24 protein-coding genes and 2 pseudogenes are annotated in these 24061 nt (G+C 70.9%); 13 read left to right on the top strand and 13 right to left on the bottom strand.

Going from position 1 to position 24061, the window contains the following annotated elements; translation table 11 throughout:
- Positions 1-5: 5 nt before the first annotated feature.
- Both ACZ5U5_RS23365 and ACZ5U5_RS23360 read right to left on the bottom strand, forming a co-directional pair.
- Positions 6-752 (bottom strand): ABC transporter permease, encoded by a 747-nt coding sequence (locus ACZ5U5_RS23365; protein WP_469024796.1) that lies wholly within the window; start codon positions 750-752, stop codon positions 6-8.
- Complete coding sequence (locus ACZ5U5_RS23360) at positions 745-1710, bottom strand: ABC transporter ATP-binding protein (RefSeq protein WP_469024794.1); 966 nt, start codon at positions 1708-1710, stop codon at positions 745-747. The genes ACZ5U5_RS23365 and ACZ5U5_RS23360 overlap by 8 nt, the downstream gene beginning before the upstream one ends.
- 232 nt (positions 1711-1942) lie before the next feature.
- Between ACZ5U5_RS23360 and ACZ5U5_RS23355 the strand changes: the two genes are divergently transcribed.
- Complete coding sequence (locus ACZ5U5_RS23355; RefSeq protein WP_469024791.1) at positions 1943-2662, top strand: TetR/AcrR family transcriptional regulator; 720 nt, start codon at positions 1943-1945, stop codon at positions 2660-2662.
- A 16-nt stretch (positions 2663-2678) separates the two neighbouring features.
- Here the strand turns inward: ACZ5U5_RS23355 and ACZ5U5_RS23350 are convergent, their stop codons facing one another.
- On the bottom strand, positions 2679-3392 hold the full coding sequence (locus tag ACZ5U5_RS23350) for a TetR/AcrR family transcriptional regulator (protein ID WP_469024788.1): 714 nt from the start codon (positions 3390-3392) through the stop codon (positions 2679-2681).
- Positions 3393-3476: 84 nt separating this feature from the next.
- Between ACZ5U5_RS23350 and ACZ5U5_RS23345 the strand changes: the two genes are divergently transcribed.
- From ACZ5U5_RS23345 to ACZ5U5_RS23335, 3 genes are all read left to right on the top strand, one after another.
- A complete protein-coding gene (locus ACZ5U5_RS23345; RefSeq protein ID WP_469024785.1) occupies positions 3477-5573 on the top strand; it encodes a HelD family protein in 2097 nt (698 codons plus the stop codon).
- 62 nt (positions 5574-5635) lie between these two features.
- Complete coding sequence (locus ACZ5U5_RS23340) at positions 5636-5950, top strand: ArsR/SmtB family transcription factor (protein ID WP_344520983.1); 315 nt, start codon at positions 5636-5638, stop codon at positions 5948-5950.
- Between the two features lie 43 nt (positions 5951-5993).
- Positions 5994-6866 (top strand): SRPBCC family protein, encoded by an 873-nt coding sequence (locus ACZ5U5_RS23335; protein ID WP_469024782.1) that lies wholly within the window; start codon positions 5994-5996, stop codon positions 6864-6866.
- A gap of 5 nt (positions 6867-6871) precedes the next feature.
- Here ACZ5U5_RS23335 and ACZ5U5_RS23330 read toward each other — a convergent pair whose 3' ends face one another.
- Together ACZ5U5_RS23330 and ACZ5U5_RS23325 are read right to left on the bottom strand one after the other, a co-directional pair.
- Positions 6872-8347 (bottom strand): peptidoglycan D,D-transpeptidase FtsI family protein, encoded by a 1476-nt coding sequence (locus tag ACZ5U5_RS23330; protein ID WP_469024779.1) that lies wholly within the window; start codon positions 8345-8347, stop codon positions 6872-6874.
- Positions 8348-8438: 91 nt separating this feature from the next.
- Positions 8439-9419 (bottom strand): NAD(P)-dependent oxidoreductase, encoded by a 981-nt coding sequence (locus tag ACZ5U5_RS23325; RefSeq protein ID WP_469024777.1) that lies wholly within the window; start codon positions 9417-9419, stop codon positions 8439-8441.
- Between the two features lie 132 nt (positions 9420-9551).
- On the opposite strand from ACZ5U5_RS23325, the gene ACZ5U5_RS23320 reads away from it, so the two are divergent.
- The gene (locus ACZ5U5_RS23320; protein WP_469025022.1) at positions 9552-10538 is read left to right on the top strand and encodes a helix-turn-helix domain-containing protein; all 987 of its coding nucleotides are present in this window, start codon (positions 9552-9554) and stop codon (positions 10536-10538) included.
- Between the two features lie 11 nt (positions 10539-10549).
- Positions 10550-11011, top strand: a complete 462-nt coding sequence (locus ACZ5U5_RS23315; RefSeq protein ID WP_469024775.1) for a pyridoxamine 5'-phosphate oxidase family protein — start codon at positions 10550-10552, stop codon at positions 11009-11011.
- Between the two features lie 39 nt (positions 11012-11050).
- Here ACZ5U5_RS23315 and ACZ5U5_RS23310 read toward each other — a convergent pair whose 3' ends face one another.
- From ACZ5U5_RS23310 to ACZ5U5_RS23300, 3 genes and pseudogenes are all read right to left on the bottom strand, one after another.
- On the bottom strand, positions 11051-11467 hold the full coding sequence (locus ACZ5U5_RS23310) for a VOC family protein (protein ID WP_469024773.1): 417 nt from the start codon (positions 11465-11467) through the stop codon (positions 11051-11053).
- Positions 11468-11477: 10 nt separating this feature from the next.
- Entirely contained in the window at positions 11478-11945 is a 468-nt protein-coding gene (locus ACZ5U5_RS23305) for a helix-turn-helix transcriptional regulator (protein WP_469025020.1), read from the bottom strand.
- Positions 11946-12161: 216 nt separating this feature from the next.
- Positions 12162-12647: pseudogene (locus ACZ5U5_RS23300) on the bottom strand (GtrA domain-containing protein); the annotation flags it as partial.
- A 393-nt stretch (positions 12648-13040) separates the two neighbouring features.
- Between ACZ5U5_RS23300 and ACZ5U5_RS23295 the strand changes: the two are divergent.
- From ACZ5U5_RS23295 to ACZ5U5_RS23285, 3 genes are all read left to right on the top strand, one after another.
- Complete coding sequence (locus tag ACZ5U5_RS23295; protein ID WP_469024770.1) at positions 13041-13535, top strand: helix-turn-helix domain-containing protein; 495 nt, start codon at positions 13041-13043, stop codon at positions 13533-13535.
- 60 nt (positions 13536-13595) lie between these two features.
- On the top strand, positions 13596-14198 hold the full coding sequence (locus ACZ5U5_RS23290) for a hypothetical protein (protein WP_469024768.1): 603 nt from the start codon (positions 13596-13598) through the stop codon (positions 14196-14198).
- Positions 14199-14323: 125 nt separating this feature from the next.
- Complete coding sequence (locus ACZ5U5_RS23285) at positions 14324-14665, top strand: DUF2516 family protein (protein WP_469024765.1); 342 nt, start codon at positions 14324-14326, stop codon at positions 14663-14665.
- 29 nt (positions 14666-14694) lie between these two features.
- Here the strand turns inward: ACZ5U5_RS23285 and ACZ5U5_RS23280 are convergent, their stop codons facing one another.
- From ACZ5U5_RS23280 to ACZ5U5_RS23270, 3 genes are all read right to left on the bottom strand, one after another.
- Positions 14695-16035: a PP2C family protein-serine/threonine phosphatase gene (locus ACZ5U5_RS23280; RefSeq protein WP_469024762.1), complete on the bottom strand. Its 1341-nt coding sequence runs from the start codon at positions 16033-16035 to the stop codon at positions 14695-14697.
- A 277-nt stretch (positions 16036-16312) separates the two neighbouring features.
- On the bottom strand, positions 16313-17362 hold the full coding sequence (locus ACZ5U5_RS23275) for a C40 family peptidase (protein WP_469024759.1): 1050 nt from the start codon (positions 17360-17362) through the stop codon (positions 16313-16315).
- A 216-nt stretch (positions 17363-17578) separates the two neighbouring features.
- Positions 17579-18376, bottom strand: a complete 798-nt coding sequence (locus ACZ5U5_RS23270) for a class I SAM-dependent methyltransferase (protein ID WP_469024756.1) — start codon at positions 18374-18376, stop codon at positions 17579-17581.
- Between the two features lie 207 nt (positions 18377-18583).
- On the opposite strand from ACZ5U5_RS23270, the gene mshA reads away from it, so the two are divergent.
- The 4 genes and pseudogenes from mshA (at position 18584) to ACZ5U5_RS23250 (ending at position 22584) form a co-directional block, all read left to right on the top strand.
- Positions 18584-19930, top strand: coding sequence for a D-inositol-3-phosphate glycosyltransferase (gene mshA, locus ACZ5U5_RS23265; protein ID WP_469024753.1), 1347 nt, complete (start codon positions 18584-18586; stop codon positions 19928-19930).
- A complete protein-coding gene (locus ACZ5U5_RS23260) occupies positions 19923-20426 on the top strand; it encodes a type III secretion system chaperone family protein (protein ID WP_469024750.1) in 504 nt (167 codons plus the stop codon). The genes mshA and ACZ5U5_RS23260 overlap by 8 nt, the downstream gene beginning before the upstream one ends.
- A 126-nt stretch (positions 20427-20552) precedes the next feature.
- Positions 20553-22222, top strand: a pseudogene (locus ACZ5U5_RS23255) (glycosyl hydrolase family 28-related protein).
- A gap of 143 nt (positions 22223-22365) precedes the next feature.
- Positions 22366-22584, top strand: a complete 219-nt coding sequence (locus ACZ5U5_RS23250; protein WP_469024747.1) for a hypothetical protein — start codon at positions 22366-22368, stop codon at positions 22582-22584.
- A 14-nt stretch (positions 22585-22598) separates the two neighbouring features.
- Here the strand turns inward: ACZ5U5_RS23250 and ACZ5U5_RS23245 are convergent, their stop codons facing one another.
- Entirely contained in the window at positions 22599-23237 is a 639-nt protein-coding gene (locus ACZ5U5_RS23245; protein WP_469024744.1) for a TetR/AcrR family transcriptional regulator, read from the bottom strand.
- Positions 23238-23388: 151 nt separating this feature from the next.
- On the bottom strand, positions 23389-24051 hold the full coding sequence (locus tag ACZ5U5_RS23240) for a TetR/AcrR family transcriptional regulator (protein ID WP_469024741.1): 663 nt from the start codon (positions 24049-24051) through the stop codon (positions 23389-23391).
- Positions 24052-24061 lie beyond the last annotated feature (10 nt).

Genomic DNA, 24061 nt, shown 5'->3' with positions numbered 1-24061 from the left:
CACTCCTACGCCGTCCGCCTCCTGAACAGCTCCCCCGAAGCCGCCACCGAAGCCGCCAGGATTCCCGTGCACCAGGCCAGTGCCACCCATGGGGTGGAGCCCACCGGTTGGTTGAGGAGCAGGCCCCGGAGGGATTCGATCACGTGGGTCACCGGCTGGTTCTCGGCGAAGGTCTGGAGCCAGGGCGGCATCGTGGCGGTGGGGACGAAGGCGCTGCTCGGGTACGGGAGGAAGCTCACGAAGAACGTGAAGCCGCCCGCCGCTTCCGGGGACTTGGCCAGGAGGCCCACTGCTGCCGAGAGCCAGGACAGGGCCAGGATGAAGGCCAGGAGGATGGCTGCCGCCGCCAGCCAGCCGAACAGGGTTGCCGTCGGGCGGAAACCGATCGTGAACGCCAGGGTCAGGACCAAGGTCGTGGCGATGAGGTTGCGGGCCAGCGAGGCGAAGACGTGGCCCGTCAGGATCTGGGTGCCGCCGATGTCCAGCGAGCGGAAGCGGTCGATGATGCCGCCCTTCAGGTCCTCCGTCACCGCGATCGCCGTGTTCGACGAGCCGAAGCCCGCGCAGAGGAGAAGCACTCCGGGGACCACGTACGTCACGTACGACCGGGTGTCCGTCTTGATCGCGCCGCCGAAGAAGTAGACGAAGATCAGCAGGATCATCACGGGGAGCGCCATGGCGGTGACCAGGGCGTCCACGTTGCGGCGGCTGATGCGGATCGCCCGGCCGGTCATGATCAGGGCTTCAGACATGAGTCGGCGCCTTCCGTGGGCTTGTCAGGGTGAGGAAGACTTCGTCCAGCGTTGCCGCGTGGAGCGTGAAGGCCGCGAAATCCGTGCGGGCCGGGTCCAGGTCGTCAAGGAGGGCGCGTACGTCACCCGCCGTGCCGTCCGTCGGGAAGCCCAGCGTCAGGTTTTCCGGGGCGTGGTGCGTGGCCCGGTCGGTCAGGCGCAGGTAGGCCTCCCGGGTGGTGAGCCTCGCCTCCAGGCGGTGGCCCGACACCAGGGACTTGAGGGACGAGGGTGAACCCTCCGCCACGATCTCTCCCTCGTGCAAGACCGCCACGTGGTCGGCCAGTTGGTCCGCCTCCTCCAGGTACTGAGTCGTCAGGAAGACGGTCGTGCCCTGCGCCGTGAGGTCACGCACCACCTCCCACATCTCGTGGCGGCTGCGCGGGTCGAGGCCCGTCGTCGGCTCGTCGAGGAAGATGACCTCCGGCTCGCCCACCAGGCCCGCCGCCAGGTCCACCCGGCGGCGCATGCCTCCCGAGTACGTGCGGACCAGGCGGTCGGCCGCTTCGGTGAGGTCGAAGCGGGCCAGCAGTTCCGCCGCCCGCGCGCGGGCCGCGGGGCGGGACAGGCCCGCGAGCCGCGCCATCATGCGGAGGTTCTCCGCGCCGGTCTGCGTCTCGTCGACCGCCGCGAACTGGCCGGTGAGGCTGATCGCGCGGCGGACCTCGCGACGTCCCGTACGGATGTCATGGCCCGCCACCCGCGCCGTGCCCGCGTCGGGCGCGGTGAGCGTGGTGAGGATGCGGACGGCTGTCGTCTTGCCGGCGCCGTTCGGGCCCAGGAGGGCGAAGACGGTGCCGGGCGGCACGTGGAGGTCGATGCCTCGGAGCACGGGGACGGGGCGGCGGGCGCCGCTTCCGGCTCCGTACGTCTTGGTGAGGGATGTCGCTTCGATGGCTGGGGCCCGTGTGGGTGGCATGCGGTTGACCTCTCCCGGCTTGCGTCGCGTTTATTGCGTATGGTCTACGCATTACCGTGTAAGGGTTACGCAGAACTACGATGTGCGTCAAGAGGGGGCGGGTGGACCGGGAACAGGGAGGCGGCGGCTCATGGCGGCGGACAGGGACGCGCGGGGTGACGCGCAAGACGCGCAAGACGCGCAAGACGCGCAAGACGCGCAAGACGCGCAAGATCAGGGCTCAGGGCTTTCCGTGAGCCTCGAAACCGCCTGGGGGCTGCGCGAGCGGCCGTCGAAAGGGCCGAAGCCCGGCCTGAGCCTCGAACGCATCGTCGACGCGGGCATCGCCGTCGCCGCGGCGGAAGGGATCGGCGCGGTCTCCATGGGGCGGGTCGCCAAGGCGCTCGGCGTCTCGACGATGTCCCTCTACCGGTACGTCTCCGCCAGGGACGAGCTGTACGTCCTCATGCAGGACGCGGCGACCGGCGCCCCGCCCGAGATGCCCGCCGAGATCACGGGGTGGCGGGCGCGGCTCGACTGGTGGGCGCGGGCCCAGCGCGACGTCTTCCGGCGCAACCTGTGGCTCGTGCGCGTCCCCGTCACCTCACCGCCCGCGTCGCCCCACTCCCTGGAATGGATGGAGCAGGGCCTCGCGGCGCTCGGCGACAGCGGGCTCGACGAGGGCCGGAAGATCTCCGTGCTCATGCTGGTGGGCGGGTTCGTGCGCAATGAGGTCGCGCTCATGGCCGATCTGGACGCGGCCATGAGGGCGGGGGGCCAGGACCCCGACGAGGCGATGCGGCGGTACGCGCGCACTGTCGACGCCCTGACCTCGGCCACCCCCGAACGGTTCCCGGCGCTGCGGCGGATGCTCGCGGCGGGCATCTTCGACGCCGCGGACACCGAGGACACGGAGTTCGAGTTCGGGATCGGACGCGTGCTCGACGGGGTGGCGGTCCTGGTGGACCGGTGAGGGTGACGACCGTCCTTCAGGCGTACCGCGCCACCCCCGAACGCAGTTGCCCGAAGGCCCTGTTCGCCGCCACCACCGCGTCCGGCCACACCGCCTCCGCGCTCTCGCCCGCGTCGATGCGGCGCCAGTTCTCCATGGCGAGGATGCGCTGTACGGCGATGATCTGGCCGGCGGCCAGCCGCGCGGCCAGCGCCTCGGCGTCCGAAGCCGCCCCGCTGATCGCCTCGTCGAGCGAATCATCGAGTGCCTCGCCCAGCGCCCTCTCCGACCGCTCCTGATACGCGTACAGCCGCGCCACCAGCGACGGCGTCCCGTAGAGGAGGCGGTGGAAGGCCAGTACGTGGCTGTTGTCGCAGAGGCCGGTCACCGGGTCCCGGCGCTCCAGGCCGTCGAGGAAGTGGCGCTGCAATGCGTCCAGGGGGGAGCGTTTCGGCGGGCGCCCGGTCACCACGCGTGCCGCCTCGTCCACGTGGTCCGCGAACCGGTGGAGTACGAGGTCCTCCTTGGCCGGGAAATACCGGAACAGGGTCGGCTTCGAGATCTCCGCGGCCGCCGCCACCTCCGCGACCGGCACCTTCTCGAAGCCCTTCTCCAAGAAGAGTGCGATCGCCGCGTCGGAGACCGCTTGGTACATCCGCTGCCGCTTGCGTTCGCGCAGGCCGGGCTCGGCGGTGGCATCAGTCGCCGTGCCTGCCCCCGCCCCCGGGATCGGGCCCTTTTCGTCCGTCATGGCGGGATCCTATCGCATCGCTGATTTACGGTAACGAATCTGACTGGACTACAAATTTAACTCGGTTACATTATCCTTGCCCGTATGACGCCCCTCGACGAAGACCTGGCCCGCGAACGCCGCTACCACGACAACTGCCGCACCGCCCTCACCGGCATGGTCGACGGCGCCGAGCAACAGGTCGTCAACGGAGCCGACGTCTCCGCGTCCGGCGCCGACGCCGAAGTCCTCGGCTACCAGTTCCGCAGCCTCGCCAAAGCGATGCGCGAACTCCCCGAAGCCCCCCTCTTCTTCGGCCGTCTCGACTTCGCCGCCGACGGGCCCGCAGCCGCCGAAGCCGGTGATCACCGCGGGCAGAGCTATCACGTCGGCCGCCTCCGCATCACCGAACATCCCTCGGCCCCGCCCCTCGTCGTCGACTGGCGCGCCCCCGTCTCCCGCGCCTTCTATCAGGCGGGACCCCGCGACCCCCAGGGCGTCGCCGTCCGCCGCCGCTTCGGCTGGGCCCCCGGCAGCAAGGGCGACTCCGCCGACCTCACGGGCCTGGAGGACGAGCCGCTGGCCGGCGGCAGCAAGCCGGACGGCACCCCGCTCGCCCCGCCCCCGCTCGCTCCGCCCCCGCCCAGCAGCCGCATCCTCGCCCAAGAGATCGAGCGCCCCCGCGTCGGCCCCATGCGCGACATCGCCGCCACCATCCAGCCCGAGCAGGACGACCTCGTCCGCGGTGAACTCACCGCGTCCGTCTGCGTCCAGGGCGCCCCCGGCACCGGCAAGACGGCCGTCGGCCTGCACCGTGCCGCCTATCTCCTCTACACCCACCCCCAGCGCGTGCAGCACGCCGGACTGCTCATCCTCGGCCCCAACCGCACCTTCCTGCGCTACATCGCCGAGGTCCTCCCCTCCCTCGGCGAGACCGGCGTGCGTCAGTCCACCGTCGCGGACGAGATCGCCAGGGCCACCGCGCCCGTACGGGCCGAGGACGGCGAGGCCGCGGCGAGCGTCAAGCACGACGCCCGCATGGCGGAGGTCCTGCGCCGCGCGCTCTACTCACGCGTCACACCGCCCACCCGCTCCCTCGCCGTGCCGGACGGCTCGTACACCTGGCGGGTCGCGCTCGACGACCTGGAGCGGATCATCGCGGACGTGCGCGCCGAGGAACCCCCCTACGCGGTCGGCCGCGAGCGCGTACGCACCCGCGCCGTCCGGCACATCCAGGACCAGGCCGAGCGCCGCGCGGGCGCCGTGAACAAGGCCTGGCTGCAGAAGATCTCCCGCGCCAGGCCCGTCTCGGCCTTCGTCGACGAAGCCTGGCCCAGGGTCAAGCCGGAGGAGGTGCTCGCCGCCCTGCTCACCGACCCGGCAGCGCTCACCGCCGCGGCCGACGGCATCCTCGCCCCGGACGAGCAGCGCGCGATTCGCTGGGCAAGGCCCCCGCGCTCGTACAAGTCGGCGAAGTGGTCCGCCGCCGACCTCGTCCTGCTCGACGAGATCGCCGGGCTGCTCGAACGGCCCGAGGGTTACGGCCACATCGTCGTCGACGAAGCCCAGGATCTCTCCCCGATGGAGGCCCGCGTGATTGCCCGCCGCGCCGGCTTCGGCTCGCTCACCGTCCTCGGCGACCTCGCCCAGGGCACCACCCCGTGGGCGGCCCGCGGCTGGCCCGAACTCCTCGCCCACCTCGGCAAACCCGACGCCTCCGTCACTCCGCTGACCACCGGCTTCCGCGTACCGAAGGCGATCGTGGGGCTCGCCAATCGCGTTCTCGCCTCGCTCGACGTCGACGTACCGCCCGCCCGGTCACTGCGTACGGACGGCGAGTTGAGGATTCGGGAGGTGCGGGCCGTCGACATCGCCGCCGCCACTGTCGACGCGGTGCGTGCCGCGCTGGCCCGCGAGGGCTCGGTCGGCGTCATCGCCGCCGACGCCGACACCGCCCGGCTGCGCGCGGCCCTCGCCGCGGCCGGGATCGAGAGCGCGAGCCCGGACGACCTGGGCGCGCGTGTGACGGTGCTGCCCGCGTCCGTCGCGAAGGGCCTGGAGTACGACCACGTCGTGGCCGTCGAGCCCGCCGCCATCGCGGAGGCGGAACAGCGCGGGCCCAGTCGCCTCTACGTGGTTCTGACCAGGGCGGTGTCCCGGCTCGACGTGCTGCACAGTCGCCCGCTGCCGTGGGAGAGGTGACCTGGCGGCCCCTACGGGAGCATGCCGTTGCGGTTATATAGCCATGGGGTTATGTTCGGAGTATGCCCATACCGTTCGACGTCCTCGCCGAGCCCAGCCGTCGGAAGATCCTCGACCTGCTGCTCGAACGCCCCCACCTGGTCGGCGAGATCACCGAGCGGCTCGGTCTGAGCCAGCCCGGCACGTCCAAGCATCTGCGCGTCCTGCGCGACGCGGGTCTCGTGCGGGTGCGGCAGGACGCGCAGCGCCGCTGGTACGAGCTGCGGCCCGAGCCCCTCGCCGAGCTCGACGCCTGGCTCGCGCACTACCGGCACCTCTGGACGGGCCGGCTCGACGCCCTCGAACGGCACCTCGACGTCATGGACGGTGAGTCCTGATGAACGATGAACGATGGACCACAAACCGGGACGGTGACTCCTCATGAACCCGCACTCCGACACCCTCGGCCCCGACGAGGAAGGCGACCGCAGCGTCCTGCGGATGGAGCGCCGCCTCGCGCACCCGCCCGCCAAGGTCTGGGCCGCGATCACCCGGCCGGAGCACCTCGCCCAGTGGTTCCCCTCCGAGGTGACCCTCGAACTGCGGCCCGGTGGCGCGATGGGCTTCCACTTCCCTGGCGACGAAGGCCCCGGCATGACCGGCGAGGTCACCGACGCGGACGAGCCCCGCCTCTTCGCCTTCAGCTGGGGCGAGGACCACCTGCGCTGGGAGATCACCCCGGACGGCCCCGACGGCCGCGGCTCGCTCCTCACCCTCGTCCACACCTTCGGCGACCGCTTCGGCGCCCCGAGCTTCGCCGCGGGCTGGCAGCTGTGCATCTCGGCGCTCGGCCAGTTCCTGGACGGCGGGCGGGCCGAGGTGAGCCGGGACGTGGGCGAACTGCACGAGGCGTATCTGGAACAGTTCGACCTGGGCCACGGGCAGGTCACCGGCGAGGGCATCCGTTTCGAGCGGCAGCTGGTGCGGTCCGCCGACGCGGTGTGGGCCGAACTCTGCTCGGGGGAGGTGCCGTTGGAGGGCGACACGGCACCCGACGGGTTCCTGGCGGACGGCGTCTCCGCGGGCCCGGTCACCGCCCTGCGGGCGCCGGAGTTCCTCACGTACGCCGTGCATCCCAAGGGTGAGGTGCGCTGGGAGTTCGGCGAGGGCACGGGCTACGGCACCCGGCTCGTCCTCACGCAGACCGGACCGTTCGACGACCCGGCGGCCAAGGACGAGGCGCTCGCCGCCTGGCACGCCCGCATCGAACGTCTTGCGGGACGGCTTCTGGAGGGCCGGGGAGCCGAGGACTGAGACGCTCAGTCGTCCAGCACCGCCTCCATGACCGCCTTCGCGATCGGCGCCCCGAGCTTGCCGCCCGCGATCTCCGAGCGAGGGATGTTCATGTCCTTCGGGTCGACGAAGACGGCGACCGCGACCGGGGACGAGCCGTCCTCGTTCTTGGCGTAGGAGACGAACCAGGCGTACGGCCGCTCGTCGTTGACGTTCGAGCCGTGCTGGGCGGTGCCGGTCTTGCCGCCGACCGTGACGCCGTCGATCTGCGCCTTGTTCGCCGTGCCCTCCTCGACGGTGTGCTCCATCATCTCCTGCACCTTGCCCGCGGTGTCCTCGGAGACGGCCTGGCTCAGTTCCTGCGGCTTGCCCTTCTCGATCGTCGAGAGGTCGGGGCCGCGCAGCTCCTCCACCATGTACGGCTTCATCACCTTGCCGTCGTTGGCGAGGCCCGCCGCGACCATCGCCATCTGCAGCGGCGTACTGGTCAGGCTGCCCTGGCCCATGCCGGTCAGGGCGGTCTGCGGCTTGTCGAGGCCGTCCGGGTAGCTGCTCGCGGACGCGCGCACGGGGACGAACTGCTGCTTGTTGAAGCCGAACTTCTCCGCCGTCTCGCGCATGTCGTCGTCGCCGACCTTGAGCGCGGTGTCCAGGAAGACGTTGTTGCACGACCACTGCATGCCGACCTTCAGCGAGGCCTTGTCACAGGGGGCGCCGGGCACGTCGTTGCCGATCGTCGTGGAGCTGAGCGGCAGCTTGTAGGGCGCCTTGGCGTCGGTGCGGTCGTCGATGTCGTCGATCACGCCGTGTTCGAGGGCCGCCGCCGCGGTGAGGATCTTGAAGGTCGATCCGGGCGGGTAGATCTCGCGCAGCGCCCGGTTGGAGAGCGGCTTGTCCTTGTTCTCGCCGAGCCGCGAGAACTCCTTGCCCTCCTTCTGCGAGATCCCGGCGAAGACGGAAGGGTCGTACGAGGGGGTGCTGGCCAGCGCGAGCACCTTCCCGGAGCGCGGGTCGAGCGCGACGACCGCGCCCCGGGCATCGAGGTCCACCAGACCTTGGTAGGCGGCCTTCTGGGCCTTGGGGTCGATGGTCGTGATGACGTCGCCGCCCTTGCGCTTCTCGCCGGTCAGCATGTCCAGGGTGTTGCGGATGAAGAGGCGGTCGTCGTCGCCGCTGAGCACGTCGTTCTCGACGCCCTCCAGGAAGGTCGCGCCCTGGGCCTGCGAGAAGTAGCCGGTGACCGGCGCGTACATGGGGCCTTCCTTGAAGACCCGCTGGTACTTGAAGTCGGTGCCGCTGACTTCCTTCGAGCCGGTGATCGGCTTGCCGCCGACGATGATGTCACCGCGGGGGTGGGAGAAGGCCTCGATCTGCACGCGGCGGTTCTTGTCGTGCTTCGCGAGCGACTCGCCCTCGGCGAACTGCACCCAGGTCGCCCGCAGGAGCAGGGCGAGCGTCAGCACCCCGCAGAAGACGGCTATGCGGCGCAGCGGCTTGTTCATTCGGTCCCCCCAAGACCCGTGACAGCAGGTGGCGATGAAGTTTCATCATGCGCCCGGAGTCACGTTTCTCCTGCCTGTTGTTGCCGAATGGTCACACTTGCATCGTGTCCCGCCGATCCGCCCGCAGAACCTCGATCACGCTCGCATAGCTGTCGGAGCCGTGCCCTGCGGCGCTAGCCCGCTCCATGGTGGCCTTCAGGAGTTCCGGCAGAGCATTGTCCACACCGCGGTCGGCGGCCGCGTGGATGAGGTGTCCGATCGCCGCGATCTGTACGTCGACGGTGGCGTCGTCACCCGGATAGCGCCCGGCGTCCACCTGGGCCGCGTAGGTGTCGATGAAGCCCGCCACGGCGTGCCGCATCCAGCGGAGGGCGACGGGCGTGAAGTCGGTGGCCTTGGTTCCGTCGCCCTTGGCCGCTTCCGCCCCGACCAGGGCCGTGCCGTGCAACCAGCCGGTGAACGTGGACCACATCAGGCCGAGCAGGGCGGCGTCGAAGAGCGAGGCACGGCCCGGCTCCGCGCCCAGATACAGCGGGTCGCCCAGCGCGGCGAGGGTGGCGCGGTGGGCGTCGAACACCTCGGCCGAGCCGCTGTAGAGGAACATCATCTCCGGGTTCCCGACCCCCGGCGGAGTGGTCATGATCGCCCCGTCGAGATGACCGAGCCCGAGCGACTCGGCCCACTTCGCCGCCTCACCGGCCTGCTCGGGGGAGCCGGAGGTGACGTTGACCAGGGCCTTTCCGGCGAGGACCTCGGCGACCGGGTCCAGTACGGCGTGCAGGGCGCCGTCGTCGAGCACGCAGGCGAGGATCAACGGGCTGGCGGCGACGGCCTCTTCGGGGGTGGCGGCGAGGCGGGCGCCGCGCGCGACGAGGGGCTCGGCCTTGACGGGGGAGCGGTTCCAGACGGTGGTGGGGTGGCCGTTCGCCAGAAGGGCGGCGGCGAGGGCGGCGCCCATGTTGCCGAGGCCGATGACGGTGACGGGCGTCTTGCGTTGTGGGCTCGTGCTGCCTGCGGCGGGGTTCTCTGCGTACGTGCTGCCTGCGGCGGCGTTCTCGTTCTCTGCGTTCATGCGGACCACGCTCGCAGCGGGCGGCGGCGTCGGACAGTGACAGGGGTGACGGCGGCCACCAAATTCCTGCCACGCCCCGGGGCGGCCCCCTCGCGGCTTACGCTCACCGTCATGAGCGCTGGTTCCGTGGCCCTGGTCGTGACCGAGGAGATAGCGATCCCGTCCTGGGATCTGTACGAACTGAGCATCCCCTGCACGGTGTTCGGCAAGCCGCAGCCGGACCTGTCGGACCACTGGTACGACTTCCGGCTGTGCGGCACCGCGTACGAGGACGAGGGTGCTGCCTTCGGCCTGACTGTGCGTACCCCGTACGGCCTGGACGACATCGTCGGGGCGGACACGGTCATCGTCACGTCGGTGCCGGACGCCTGCGTGGAGGAGGGCCACCCGCTGCCGGACGGCCTGGCGGCGGCGCTGCGTCGCGCCTACGACGAGGGCGCCCGCATGGTCTCCCTGTGCACCGGCGCCTTCGCGCTCGCCGAGGCGGGGCTCCTCGACGGCCGCAGGGCCACCGCCCACTGGATGCACACCGCCCAACTCGCCGCGCGCTACCCGAAGGTGGAGGTCGACGACTCGGTCCTCTACGTGGACGACGGCGACGTCCTGACCAGCGCGGGCGTCAGCGCCGGCCTCGACCTGTGCCTGCATCTGGTCCGCCGCGACCTGGGCGCGCACGTCGCCAATCAGCTGGCCCGCCGCATGGTCGTACCCGCTCACCGCCCCGGCGGCCAGGCCCAGTTCATCGACCTCTCCGTGCCCGCGACGGACGACGAGGGCCTCGGGCCCGTCCTCGACTGGGCGCGTGCCCGTCTCGACCGCCCCCTGACGGTCGACGACCTGGCGCGCCGTGCGGCGATGAGCCCGCGCACCCTCTACCGCCGGCTCCAGGCGGCCACCGGCACGACTCCGCTCCAGTGGCTGCTCAACCAGCGCCTGGCCCGCGCCCAGAGCCTCCTCGAATCGACCGCCGCCCCGATCGACAAGATCGCCGAACTGAGCGGTCTCGGCACGGCGAACAACCTCCGCCACCACTTCCTCAAGCAGGTGGGGGTGTCACCGGGGGACTACCGCAGGGCCTTCGGGGCGGGAGCCTCAGGGGCGGGAGCGGCCACCGGCTAGGGTCTGCGCTCATGCGGAACACGGAGATCGTTCGTCGTGAAGGACCGGAGCGCAGGCGCGAGACGCTGGAACGCCTCGACCGGGAGCGGGACATCTGGCTGTCGACGTCCCACCCGGAGCACGGGCCCCACCAAGTGCCCCTGTGGTTCCGGTGGGACGGCAGCGCGCTGTGGATGTGCACAGGCGAGACCTCCGTGACGGTACGCAACGCGCGGCAGGAGCCCCGGGTGCGCCTCGCCCTGCCGGACACCGCCGATGTGGTGCTCGTACAGGGCGAGGCGGAGTGCTTCCCGGCCTCCGTCGTCCCGCGGGATGCCGGGGACGGGTTCGCCGCCAAGTTCGGCTGGGACCCGCGCGAGGAGGAGGGCTCCTTCGTGTACTTGCGCGTCACCCCGCGAACGGTGCGTGCATGGCGCGGCGAGCACGAGCTGACCGGCAGGGTCCTGATGCGGGACGGGGCGTGGGCGGTGTGACGGGGCGTGGGCGGCGTGACCGGCTGTCCGCGCTCGGCCCTACTTCTCGCGCGGCTGGTTGAACCGCAGCATGTTGCCCGCCGGGTCGCGGAAGGCGCAGTCGCGGACTCCGTACGGCTGGTCCATCGGCTCCTGGAGCACGTCGGCGCCCGCGGCGCGGATCCGCTCGAAGACGGCGTCGACGTCGCTGGTGCGGAAGATGACGCCGCGCAGCATCCCCTTGGCCATCAGCTCGGCCGCGGCCTGGCGGTCGGCGTCCGACGCGTTCGGGTCGGCGAGCGGCGGTTCGAGGACGATCTCGACGTCCGGCTGCGCGGGCGAGGCGACGGTGACCCAGCGCATCCCCTCGAAGCCGACGTCGTTGCGGACCTCCAGACCGAGCACGTCGCGGTAGAAGGCGAGCGCTTTGTCGTGGTCGTCGACGGCGATGAAGCACTGTGCGAGGTTGATTTCCATGCGTACGACGCTACGGACCGGCGTCGGGTTTCGCTTCTCCGTTCCTGATCGGTGGTGCGTTTCCAGTCGGCCCATTCCTCACCGGCCCGTTCTTCACCGGCCTGGTGTGGATCTTGGTGACGCAGGCGGGGATGGCGGCGCTGTGGGAGTGGTCGCGGGCGCGGTACGCGCTCGGGCTCTCGCCGACCAGCTCGGTGAAGCGTGAGCTGAAGGAGCCCAGCGACGTACACCCGACCGCCATGCAGACGTCCGTCACCGACAGGTCCCCGCGCCGCAGCAGCGCCTTGGCCCGCTCGATCCTGCGGGTCATGAGGTAGCTGTACGGCGTCTCGCCGTAGGCGGTGCGGAAGCTGCGCGAGAAGTGCCCCGGTGACATGAGGGCGGCTCGGGCCAGCGCCGGGACGTCCAGGGGCTCCGCGTAGTCGCGGTCCATCCGGTCACGGGCCTGGCGGAGCCGGACGAGGTCGGAGAGAGACACAGACACACGACAGACGTTACCGACCGCCGGGAGAGGCGGCCGGTAACGCATGGGGGAGGGGGGAGGTGAGGGGCGCGGTCAGGCCGCGGGGCAGAGCGCGGCGGGGGCCACGGCCGCCGCGTGGACGGGCCGCACGGCGGGTGCGTTGCCGGCGGCGGCCTTGGTCCCGGGCACGGTCTTGGTCGCGGCCTTGGTCCCGGGCACGGTCTTGGTCATGGCGGCGGCCTTGGTCACGGCGGCGGCCTCGGTCGCGGCGGCGGCCTCGGTCGCGGCCTGCGAGCGGCTGCGGGCGAAGACGACCAGACGCAGCACGGCGAACCGTGCGACTCCGGCGAGCGCGGATGCCGACAGGTAGACGACCTGTTCGAGCGCCGCGCCGGGCGCCGCCACCAGCAACTGGAGGACCAGCATCGCCAGACAGGTCACCGCGTACGCGGCCGCCGCGGACCCTGCCGACTGCGCGTGCTGGCGCCGGGTGGCCCGCCCGCCCGCACCGAAGGTGAAGCGGGCGTGCAGCTCGGTGGCCAGGAGCGTGGACACGACGGTGATCAGGGCGTTCGCCAGGGCCCAGGGGATCAAGGAGGCCAGGGCGGCGACGGCGAAGCTGGAGGCGACCCCCACCCCTCCGCCACAGAGCACGAAGCGGGCGAAGGCGGTGAAGGCGCCGGGTGCCGCCGACTGCTGACGTGGTGCTGATTCCATGATCCGTTCCCCTCCCTCGCTGCTTCGGCGGCGCGTTCTCCGCTCCGGTGGTGCCATCGTGGCACACCGCTGGTGCCACGTCGAGTCATTATTGGCGTCAGGGGTGGTGTCGTGAGGGTCAAGGGGGGTCACCAGCCCACGAATGCGCAGGTCAGCGGTCGGCTCACATCACCCCCAACGCGCGCGAAATCTCTGAATACTTCACGCGTCGAGCCGGGGGAGCGGGCGCTGCTGGCATCAAGTGGCACCCCGTGGCGCCACGCCCAGTGCCATGCCGCGGGTGCTCATGTGCCGGGGTGTCCGGCGGCGCGATCGGCGGCCCGATCAGTGGCGTGGCGCACTTTTGCAAGCAGGCGCTTGCAATTGTTAGCAACGGGCGTGCAGTATCGACGCATGGCATCACTCAACGTCGGCAATCTCGGGGAGTATCTGCGCGAGCAGCGGCGCAACGCGCAGCTCTCGCTCAGGCAGCTCGCCGAGGCCGCCGGGGTGTCCAATCCGTATCTGAGCCAGATCGAGCGCGGCCTGCGCAAGCCCAGTGCCGACGTGCTGCAACAAGTGGCCAAGGCGCTGCGGATCTCCGCCGAGACGCTGTATGTCCGGGCCGGGATCCTCGACGAGAAGGAGCGGGACGAGCTGGAGACGCGCGCCGTCATCCTTGCCGACCCCTCCATCAACGAGCGGCAGAAGCAGGTCCTGTTGCAGATCTACGAGTCGTTCAGAAAAGAGAACGGCTTCGAGGTGTCCGAGTACGCGGACGACCTGGACGTCGCGGACGACGCGGACGACGCGGACGACATGGACGCCACCGCTGACGGCCCCCGCACGGCCGACGGAAGTGCTGCCGACGGCAGTGATGCCGGCACCAAGGACCACCCCACAAGCTGACCGACCTGAGCCAGCTGACCGAGCTGACCGAGCTGACGCGAATCCGGGAGGACCATCGCCATGGCCATCAAGGACGACCTGCGCAACACCCTCACCGACACCACCCCCGCCTACTTCGTCGTCGGCACCGCCGACCTGGCGTTCCAGCAGGCGAAGAAGGTGCCGGGCGCCATCGAGCAGCTGATCGCCGAGGCGCCGGCCCGTATCGACGCCGTGCGCAACACCGACACCAAGGCCGTCCAGGACAAGGCGGTCGCCCGCGCCAAGGAGGCGCAGGAGACCCTTCAGACGAGGTTCACCGAGCTGCTCGGCTCGCTCGACACCGACTTCAAGAAGCTGAGCGAGAGCGCTCAGGGTCTTGCTCTCAGCTCGGTCGGCGTCGCCGCCGAGTACGCCGTGAAGGCGCGCGAGCAGTACGAGAAGGTCGCCGAGCACGGCGAGCAGGCCGTGCGGACCTGGCGCGGCGAGGCCGCCGAGGAGATCAACGAACTGGCCGTGGCCGTCGAGCCGGACGCCGAGGAGAAGCCCGCCGCCGCTTCCGACGCGTCGGTGACATCGGACCCGACCGGGGCCACCGCCGCTCCTGCGAAGAAGCCGGTCGCCAAGAAGGCCCCGGCGCCCCGCAAGCCCGCGGCGAAGAAGACCACGCCGCCCGCCAAGTAAGCGCGCGGTACGGAGGTTGTCGTGTGAAGGGGCCGGGCACTCTCGAAGTGCCCGGCCCGTTCTCCGGGTAGCGGGTACGGTGTCCGCGTACTCAAGAGCCGAGACTGGTGGTGGACGTAGTGCTGATGCAGGGGTTCGCAAACTTCATGTGGCTGCTGTCGTTGGCGCTGATCGTCTTCAGCGGCTTCGCGCTGGTGGACGCGGCGATCCGTCGTGAGGACGCCTATCGCGCGGCGGACAAGAAGACCAAGCCGTTCTGGCTGATCATCCTCGGGCTCGCCTTCATCGTGAACCTGATCTTCAACATCCTGTCGTTCCTGCCGATCATCGGGCTCATCGCGACCATCGTCTACATGGTCGACGTACGCCCCGCGCTGCGGCAGATCACCGGCGGGGGCAGTGGCGGCGGCCGCCGCGGCGGCTCCAGCAGCGACGGTCCGTACGGGCCGTACAACGGCGGCCGCTAAGACTCCGGCCGGCCGTGAGGCCGGGTCCTTCAGCGGTCCCGGTCGAGCAGCAGTACGGCCACGTCGTCGGTCAGATCCCCGCCGTTGAGCTCACGCACCTCGTTCACCGCGGCCTCAAGGAGCTCGTCGCCCCGCAGGCCCGCCGCGATCTGGCGGCGCAGCATCTCCACCATGCCGTCCTGGCCGAGGCGCTGGTTGCCCTGGCCGATGCGTCCCTCTATCAGCCCGTCCGTGTAGAGCATCAGGCTCCACTTGCCGCCGAGCTCCACCTGGCGGCGCGGCCAGCGGGCGTTCGGCAGGAGCCCGAGCGCCGGGCCGTTGGTGTCGTACGGCAGCAGCTCGGCGAGGTGGCCGTCGCGCGCGATCAGCGGTGACGGGTGGCCCGCCAGGCAGAGCCCGGCCCGGCGGCCGTCCGGGGCGATGTCGACCGTGCAGAGCGTCGCGAAGATCTCGTCGTCGGCGCGCTCGTGTTCAAGGACCTTCTGCATGGTGCTGAGCAGCTCGTCGCCGCACAGACCCGCGAAGGTCAGCGTCCGCCAGGCGATGCGCAGCTCGACGCCGAGCGCCGCCTCGTCCGGGCCGTGGCCGCAGACGTCGCCGATCATGACGTGCACGGAGCCGTCAGGGGTGCGCACCGTGTCGTAGAAGTCGCCGCCCAGGAGCGCACGCGAACGCCCCGGACGGTAGCGGGCGGCGAACCGCAGCGGTGAGCCGTCCAGGAGCGGCGTCGGCAGCAGACCGCGCTCCAGCCGGGCGTTCTCCTGGGCCCGCAGGCGCGACTCCGTCAGCTGGCGCTGGGCGGCGTCCGCGCGCTTGCGCTCCACGGCGTACCGGATGGCGCGGCTCAGGAGCCGCCCGTCCAGCTCGTCACGGAAGAGATAGTCCTGGGCGCCGACCCGCACGGCCTCCGCGCCACCCTCGGTGTCGCCGCTCGCGGTGAGCGCGAGGACGGCGTGCCGGGGCGCGAGGCGCAGGACGTGCTTGAGCGTGGCGAGCTCGTCCGCTTCCTCCTCCGGGGTGCTCGCGGGGCCCGCGAGGGCCAGGTCGAGCAGGATGCAGTGCACGTCGTCGGTGAGCAGCCGCTCGGCCTCGGTGAGGTTGCGGGCGGTGCGGACCCTGATGGGCTTGCCCGCGGAGTCGAGCATCTGCGGGACGCTCAGGGAGCCCACCGGGTCGTCCTCGATGACCAGGAGGCTGAGGCCGGGGCCGCTCGCCTGCTGGTCCATGTCCCTGGACGTCGGCAGGTGCCCCATGGGGGCGGGTACGGGTTCGGGCGCCTGCACGGGTGCGGGCGTCGGCGTCGGCAGAGCGTGAGCCTGACCGCCTTCCGCGGCCGGGATCGCTCTCTGCCGCGGTATGGGTACGGGCATGGCTTCGGTTTCCTTCCCTCCCCCCGAGGGCATGGTGGATCGACGGTCGAACGCTCCACCGACGGGGACCATAGCGTTAGGCGAGCCCCGATTGGAATGGCGCGCGGCAAACAGCCAGCGTCATATGCCGCATCTAGGACCGCAATTGGGCACGACAGCCTCCGGCAGGGATGACGAACATCACGCCCGGATGGTTGAGAGACCCGTCCGGGGTGCGGTGGGTCACATGACGTGGCCCACAGAACGGCCGCCGGGTCTCCACCTGCCCAGGTGCCGCCTACTTGTCGGGCCGCACGACCCCGAGAATCTTCATCGATCCCGCGCCCGCGACGGTGACATCGCGGCCGGGCCGCGGCGCGTGCACGATCGCGCCGTCACCCACATACATCCCGACGTGGCTGGCGTCCGCGTGATAAATGATCAGGTCGCCGGGGCGCATGTTCTTGATGTCGATGCGGGGGAGCTGCTTCCACTGCTCCTGTGACGTACGTGGAATGCCCTGGCCGGCGGCGGCCCAGGCCTTGGACGTGAGGCCGGAGCAGTCGTACGACGAGGGGCCCTCGGCGCCCCAGACGTACGGCTTGCCGATCTGCTCGGTGGCGAACTCGACGGCCTTCTTGCCCGGACCGGTCGCCTTGCCCTTGATGTCCTCGAGGACACCCGAACTCACCCACGCCGACTGCTTCTTGAGCTGGGCCTCTTCCTCGAGCTTCCTGAGCCGTTCCAGCTCCTTCTTCTCGAGCTTGGACTCCATCTCCTCGGCGGCCGCGATCTTCTTCTTGATCTTCTTCTTCGACGCGGCCTTCGCCTTGCGGTTGGACTCCAGCTTCTTCCACTGGGCGGTGGCGTCCTTGGCGTAGATCCGCAGGTCTTCCTGCGTCCGCTCCATCTCCGTCATCATGCCCTTGGTGGCCTTCTGGCCCTGCCGCATCCGCCCGGCGCCGTCCAGGAACTCCTGGGGGTCCTCGCTCAGCATCAGCCGGGCCTCGGAGGAGACACCGCCGCTGCGGTACTGGGCGCGGGCGGCGGCCCCCGCGCGGGACTTGAGCTTGTCCAGCTTCTGCTGGCCCTTGGTGATGGAGCGGGCGAGCTTCACGATCTGCTTGGACTGCTTCTCGCTCTTCTCCTCCGCCGCGTTGTACGCGTCCGTGGCGACGCCCGCGTCGTGGTAGAGCTTCTCGAGCTCCTTGCGCAGCTCCTCAAGGGACGTGGGGCTGCCGGGCGTTGGCTCCGCCGGACTCGCATAGGCCGCGCCCGGTGCGCTCAGCACCACTGCCGCGCAGATCAGCGCCAGGCCAGCCGCAGTCGAACTCCGCTTGCCGGTCACGTCCGCCTCCCCCAAAGCTGATTTACCGTCAGTAACATACGAGTGCACCGGGGATGGTGCCATGCCGACGCGCAATGCGACAGAGCGCGGCGGCAACTTCGATCTCACCCGCCCCATGTGACGAACGGCACTCGTAGATCGTTCCCTCCGCGGCGTGCCACACGCGGAGTTCACCCGCCGCCGGCCCCCGAATTCACCCGGAGGCACCCCGCGCGTTCACCCCTGACGCGGCGCCAACGCTTCCCACCGCACCGTCACTTCGCCCTGCCGCCACCGCGCGGGGCGGTCCGCCACCGGCCAGTCGGCGGCCAGGTCCCGCACCGTCCTGATCCACCGCTGCCGGGCGCCGTACGAGGCGTAGGGAGCGGCGGCGGCCCAGGCGCGGTCGAAGTCGCGCAGGAACGTGTGCACCGGCTCGCCCGGCACGTTCCGGTGGATCAGCGCCTTGGGCAGGCGTTCGGCGAGGTCGGACGGCCGGTCGAGCGATCCGAGGCGCGTCGCGAAGGTGACCGTGCGCGGACCTTCGGGCCCGAGCGCGACCCAGACGTGCCGCCGCCCGATCTCGTCGCACGTCCCCTCGACGAGCAGGCCGCCGGGTGCGAGCCGCCCGCACAGCCGTTGCCAGACGGCGGCGACCTGCTCCTCGTCGTACTGCCGGAGCACGTTCGCCGCCCTGATCAGCGCGGGCCTGCCGGTCAGCGGGACCTCGAAGCCGCCGTGCCGGAAGGACAGCCCTTCCCTCTCGTACGGCTTCGCGGCCGCGACCCGCGCCGGATCGATCTCGACGCCGACCACGCGCGCGTGCGGCGCGGCGGTCCTGAGCCGGACGAGCAGTTCCACGGCTGTCCAGGGGGCGGCGCCGTAGCCGAGGTCGACCGCGACGGGGTCGGTGGAGCGCCGCAGTCCGGCGCCGTGCGTGGCGGCGATCCAGCGGTCCATGCGGCGCAGACGGTTGGGGTTGGTGGTCCCGCGCGTCACCGTTCCCACGGGGCGGGGAGGGGTGCGGGAGGCCATGGGGGAAAGGGTATGCGCCCTGGTGCCGGGGGTGCGCGGCACGTTCCGTGAGGGTGTGGGCCGGGCTCCGGCCGGTCATGGGTTGAGCTGCGTCCGGTAATGATTTGGCAAAGAGGAAATGGAGTCGGCCCTTCCGATGTTCTCCCTCCGGAGGACCGTGCACGCCCTCCCTTGAGACATGCCCGCGCGCACAAGGAGGACCGCCACGTGAGCCAGTACGTGACCAGGCTCGGCCGTCGCTCGTCGGCAGCGCCCGGCAGGCTGCGGCTTCCGGTCGGCAATCGGCGCCCACGCCGGGTGGCCATGCTCAGCGTGCACACGTCCCCGCTGCACCAGCCGGGCACGGGCGACGCGGGCGGCATGAACGTCTACATCGTGGAGCTGGCCAAGCGCCTCGCGGCCATCAACATCGAGGTGGAGATCTTCACGCGCTCCACGACGGGCGCACTGCCGCCCGCCGTGGAACTCGCTCCGGGCGTCCTCGTGCGCCATGTCGACGCGGGACCCTACGAAGGCCTGGCGAAGGAAGAGCTGCCTGCCCAGCTCTGCGCCTTCACGCACGGCGTGATGCAGGCGTGGGCGGGCCACCGCCCCGGCTACTACGACCTGGTCCACTCCCACTACTGGCTCAGCGGGCATGTCGGCTGGCTCGCCGCCGAGCGCTGGGGCGTGCCGCTGGTGCACGCCATGCACACGATGGCCAAGGTCAAGAACGCGGCGCTCGCGGAGGGCGACACCCCGGAGCCCGCGGCACGCGTGATCGGCGAGACGCAGATCGTGCGCGCCGCCGACCGCCTCATCGCCAACACCTCCGAAGAGGCCGACGAGCTCGTACGCCACTACGAGTCCGAGGTGGGCAAGGTCGCCGTCGTGCACCCCGGCGTGAACCTCGACCGCTTCCGCCCCGCCGACGGCCGCGCGGCGGCCCGGCACCGCCTCGGCCTCCCGCAGGACGCCCTCATCCCGCTCTTCGCGGGCCGCATCCAGCCCCTCAAGGCGCCGGACGTCCTGCTCCGCGCGGTCGCGGTCCTCCTCGACCAGCGCCCCGACCTGCGCAGGCACATCGTCGTCCCCGTGGTGGGCGGCCCGAGCGGCAGCGGACTCGCGAAGCCGGAGGGCCTGCAGAAGCTGGCCGCCCGGCTGGGCATCGCGGACGTGGTCCGCTTCCAGCCGCCGGTGGGCCAGGAACAGCTCGCGGACTGGTTCCGGGCCGCCTCGGTCCTGGTGATGCCCTCGTACAGCGAGTCGTTCGGCCTGGTCGCCATAGAGGCCCAGGCGGCGGGCACGCCGGTCCTCGCCGCGTCGGTGGGCGGTCTTCCGGTCGCCGTACGCGACGGGGTGACGGGCTTCCTGGTCGACGGCCACGAACCGGCCCACTACGCGCGCGTGCTCCGTGAATTCGCCGAGACCCCGCACCTCGTGGACCGCATGGGCGACGCGGCCGCACGGCACGCGCAATCCTTCGGCTGGGACACGGCCGCGTCCGCCACGGCGGACGTCTACACGGCGGCGGTGCACGAACACCGGCGTCGCGTACGCTCGCATCATGGCTGATCAGGCGGACGCAGCGGCGATCGGGATCATCGAACAGACGCTGAACGAAGCGGAACTGGAGTGGGAGAGCCCGCAGAGCGGCTCCTTCGTCGTGACGCTCCCGGGCACCCGCAAGCTGTCGACGACGCTCTCGCTGCGGGTCGGCAAGCACGCGCTGTCCCTGACGGCGTTCGTGATCCGGCACCCCGACGAGAACCACGACGCGGTCCACCGCTGGCTCCTCGAGCGGAACCTGCGTCTGTACGGCGTGAGTTACGCGATCGACTCCCTCGGCGACATCTATCTCACCGGCAAGCTCCCGCTCGCGGCGGTCACCCCCGACGAACTTGACCGCCTGCTCGGCTCGGTCCTTGAGAACGCGGACGGGTCCTTCAACACCCTCCTTGAGCTGGGCTTCGCCTCGGCGATTCGCAAGGAGTACGCGTGGCGGGTGTCGCGGGGCGAATCCACGCGCAACCTGGACGCGTTCACTCACCTGACTCAGCCGCAGGGCTAGCTGCGCCGCAGTAATTGCGCCAGATTCGCCTCCGCGGGACGTCTTCCCCGTGCGGGGAGGCAGTGGCATGCTCGCGCCCATCGCAGACATGAATGGCGTTCACATCCATGGAAGGTGGCGGCGGGCATGGACAGGCATACGGGCACGGACGAGGAGCATCCCAGCAGACGTGGCGTACTCGGCGGTGCGATCGCCGTAGCGGCCGTCGCCGTCGCCGCCTCCGGTGGGACTGCGGCGGCGAAGCCCGGCGAAATCCCCGCGCTCTGGCGGGAGTTCAGGGCGGCCCCGTATACGCACCCCCAGATCCCCTACGTAGCCAGGGCAGGCGCCCGCTCCGGCGCCCGCCGCCTCCCCAGGCCCAAGGTGGTCGCGAACGCGCGGGACTACGGGGCGAGGCCGGACGGCACGCAGGACGCGGCCCCGGCGATCAACCGCGCACTGGCCGAAGCGGGGGAGCGGGGCGGCGGCACGGTGCTCCTCCCGCCCGGCAGATACCGCATCGACGGCATCATCCGCATGGCCCACGACAACGTGGTCCTGCGGGGCGCGGGCAGTCACCGCACCACCCTCCACGCGACGAAGAACCTCACGGAACTGATCGGCCCGTACGGCTCACGCTACGGCGGCGACAAGTCGAGCTGGTCCTGGGCCGGCGGGCTCATCTGGCTCTGCCCGCAGGCTCGTTGGGATTCGCTGACGACCGCCATCAGGGCGAAGGCGTGGCCTTTCGAGGGCTGGACGGGCAACGGGCGGGACGAGTGGGAGCCCCTCACGGCGGTCGCTCCCGCGAGCCGAGGCGATCGCACCCTGCGGGTCAAGGACACATCGCGCCTCCACCAGGGCGACCTGGTGCTGCTGCGCCTGGCGGACGACGCCGGCCACACGCTCCTGGAGCACATGGCGGGCGGCGGTCCGGGCGCCGAGTCGTACACCTGGGACGACAAGACGAAGCGGTCACCCTCGAACGCCCGCTCCCGCTGGATGTACGCGAGGAATGGGACCCCCGCCTGACGACGCACGTGGAGGCGCTGACGGGCGCGGGGGTCGAGGGCCTGACGCTCGAAGCCGTGGAGACACCGCAATCGCCCCACCTCCTGGACAAGGGCTACAACGGGGTGACTTTCCAGTGCGCGTACGACTGCTGGGCGGACGACATCGTGGTCCGCCACGTGGACAACGGCTTCGGCCTGGTGAGCGCGTCGGCGTGCACGCTGCGCCGCACGCGGGTGGAGGGCAGGGGAGCGCACCACCCGTACTTCTGCCGCGAGGGCTCGCACGACAACCTGACCGAGGACTTCCACATAGCCCGGCGCACGGCCCCGGCCCCGTCGGGCACCCAGCTCCACGGCATCAACGTGGAGGGCCTGTCCTCCCACAACGTCTGGTCCCGGGGCGAGATGGAGATGGGCACGTTCGACAGCCACCGAGGCATGCCCTTCGCGAACGTCCGCACGGACATCACGGTCGACAACAACGGCCGCCACGGCGGGGACGCGAGCGCGGGCCCCCTCTTCGGGGCACGCTTCACCCACTGGAACATCCGCGTCACCAACGGCCGCGCGGGCCTGATGAAAATCGACGGCCTCGCGCCGTACAGCGCCACGGTCGGCATCAACGAGGTCCGTGAGTTCGACCAGATCGACGTACCGGACTTCTCCGGAGACCTGCACGCGCGACTGGAGCTCTACGGGACGACGGATGCCGTGCGGCCGAGGAACCTGTACGAGGCACAACGGGAACTGCCCGAGGCGCAGCTGGAACTGCCCGAGGCACAGCGGGAGCCGCGCCCCGTCTGACAGGTCCGCCCCTGACAAGTCCGCCGATTCGGCCCCCCACGGGTGCTTTGTCGCCAACCCCGCCCAACTGAGTGCCCCCATCACGCGGTTCCGGCTACACAGGATGACCGGGACGTTCTTGCCTGATGGGGAGGGCCGGCCAAGTGGTGCTCACGATGGATCTCGCGGTCCTGCTGGCTGTCGTCATCGTCTTGCTGTGGCGCAGACGTGTGAAGCCAAGGACCCGGCTCGACACGGGGATGACCATGGCGGTCGTGCTGGTCTTCGGCGTACTGATCGCCCCGACGGCCTTCGGGCACGGGATCATGGACGCCGTCGGCGAGCTCGCGCAGGGCATCTCGGACGCGGGTGGCGGTCCGTGAGCCCTGCCCCGTGATCAGGGGGGTGGGGCTGGGGCGATCGCGTCGCCGATCGCCCCGCCGGTGGCATCCCGTACGGCCCGCGCGATGCGTCCGATCAGGTCGTCCTCGAAGTCCACGGGGATGGCGCCGCGCAGCGAGGCGGCGCCGAGTTCCTCGTTGACGACCCGGAAGGCGGCGGAGGCGGCCGCTCCGTGCAGGCGCACCGCGAGGTCGCCGGGCGGGCGCGCGAGCCGCTTCGCGATGATCGCGGTCATTTCGCGTTCCACCTGGTCGCAGGCCATGAGCCAGGCCGTCCGGATCGGCGGCTCGCGGTCCGCGAGCCGGATCATCTTGATCGCGAGCAGGGTGTCGGAGCGCTCCGCGGCATCGGCGGCGTTCTCGTGCCTGATGACCTCCGCGGCGAGATGGTCTTCGAGGGAGAGATGGCGCGGCCAGCTCCGCAACGCGCTCATCTCCCATTCGACGCCTTGCGTCACGATGGGTTCGGCGCAGCTTTCCTTGCTGCGGAAGTGACGCCAGATGGTGCGAGTGGACAGGCCCACCGCCGCGGCGATCCGGTCGCCGCTGGTCGCGGCGACGCCGTGCTCCCAGAAGAGGCGGGACGCTTCCCGGGAGATCTCCAGGCGCAGCCGGTGGCGCCGGCGCTCACTCATTCCCCTGGAGCCACGGCTGGTGGGCGTTGCCATCTGATTCACCCCATCGCGGCACATGGACGTCTGCCACCAGTGTAATTTGCATGTCATCAAGTGTCACGATGGCATTTAGTGGCGCTCCTGGCGACCCGGGATGGGGTTCCGAACCGGCTCAGGCCGTGGTGACCGGAACCGGGTCCCCCACGGCCCCTCCCGTGGCCCGGCGCACGGCGGACGCGATGCGTTCCGAGGCGTCGGCGAACTGTGCGGGATCGGCACCGTCGAGGAGGGCCGCGCCGATCTCCTCGTTGAGGACCCGGAGGGCGGCCGAGGCCGCCGCGGCGTGCAGGCGCACCTCGAGGTCGGCGGCCGGGCGCCCGAGCCGCTTCGCGATGATCTCCGCCATCTCGCGCTCCACCTGGTCACAGGCCATCAACCAGGCGGTACGCAGGGCCGGTTCCGTGTCGGCGAGCCGGATCATCCGCATCGCGAGCCCGGTGTCGGCCACTTCGACGGGGTCGGCCTCGCGGCGGAACCGGCTCGCCTCCGTACGGAAGCGCTCTTCGAGGGAGACGTCCGCGGGCCAGCCGCGCAGCGTGCTCATCTCCCATTCGACGCCTTGCGTCACGATGGGTTCGGCGCAGCTTTCCTTGCTGCGGAAGTGACGCCAGATGGTGCGGGTCGACAGGCCCACCGCCGCGGCGATCTGGTCGCCGCTCGTGGCGTCCACGCCCTGCTCCCAGAAGAGGCGGGATGCCTCCCGCGAGATCTCCAGGCGCAGCCGGTGGCGCCGCTGGTCGCTCATCCCGCTCTTGCCACGCTTGGCCGTCGCCATGCCGGTCACT

The sequence above is a fragment of the Streptomyces sp. NPDC033177 genome (genome assembly GCF_055577715.1).
Note: the sequence above shows the minus strand (reverse complement) of the source record. Positions and strands in the feature narration are given on the sequence as shown.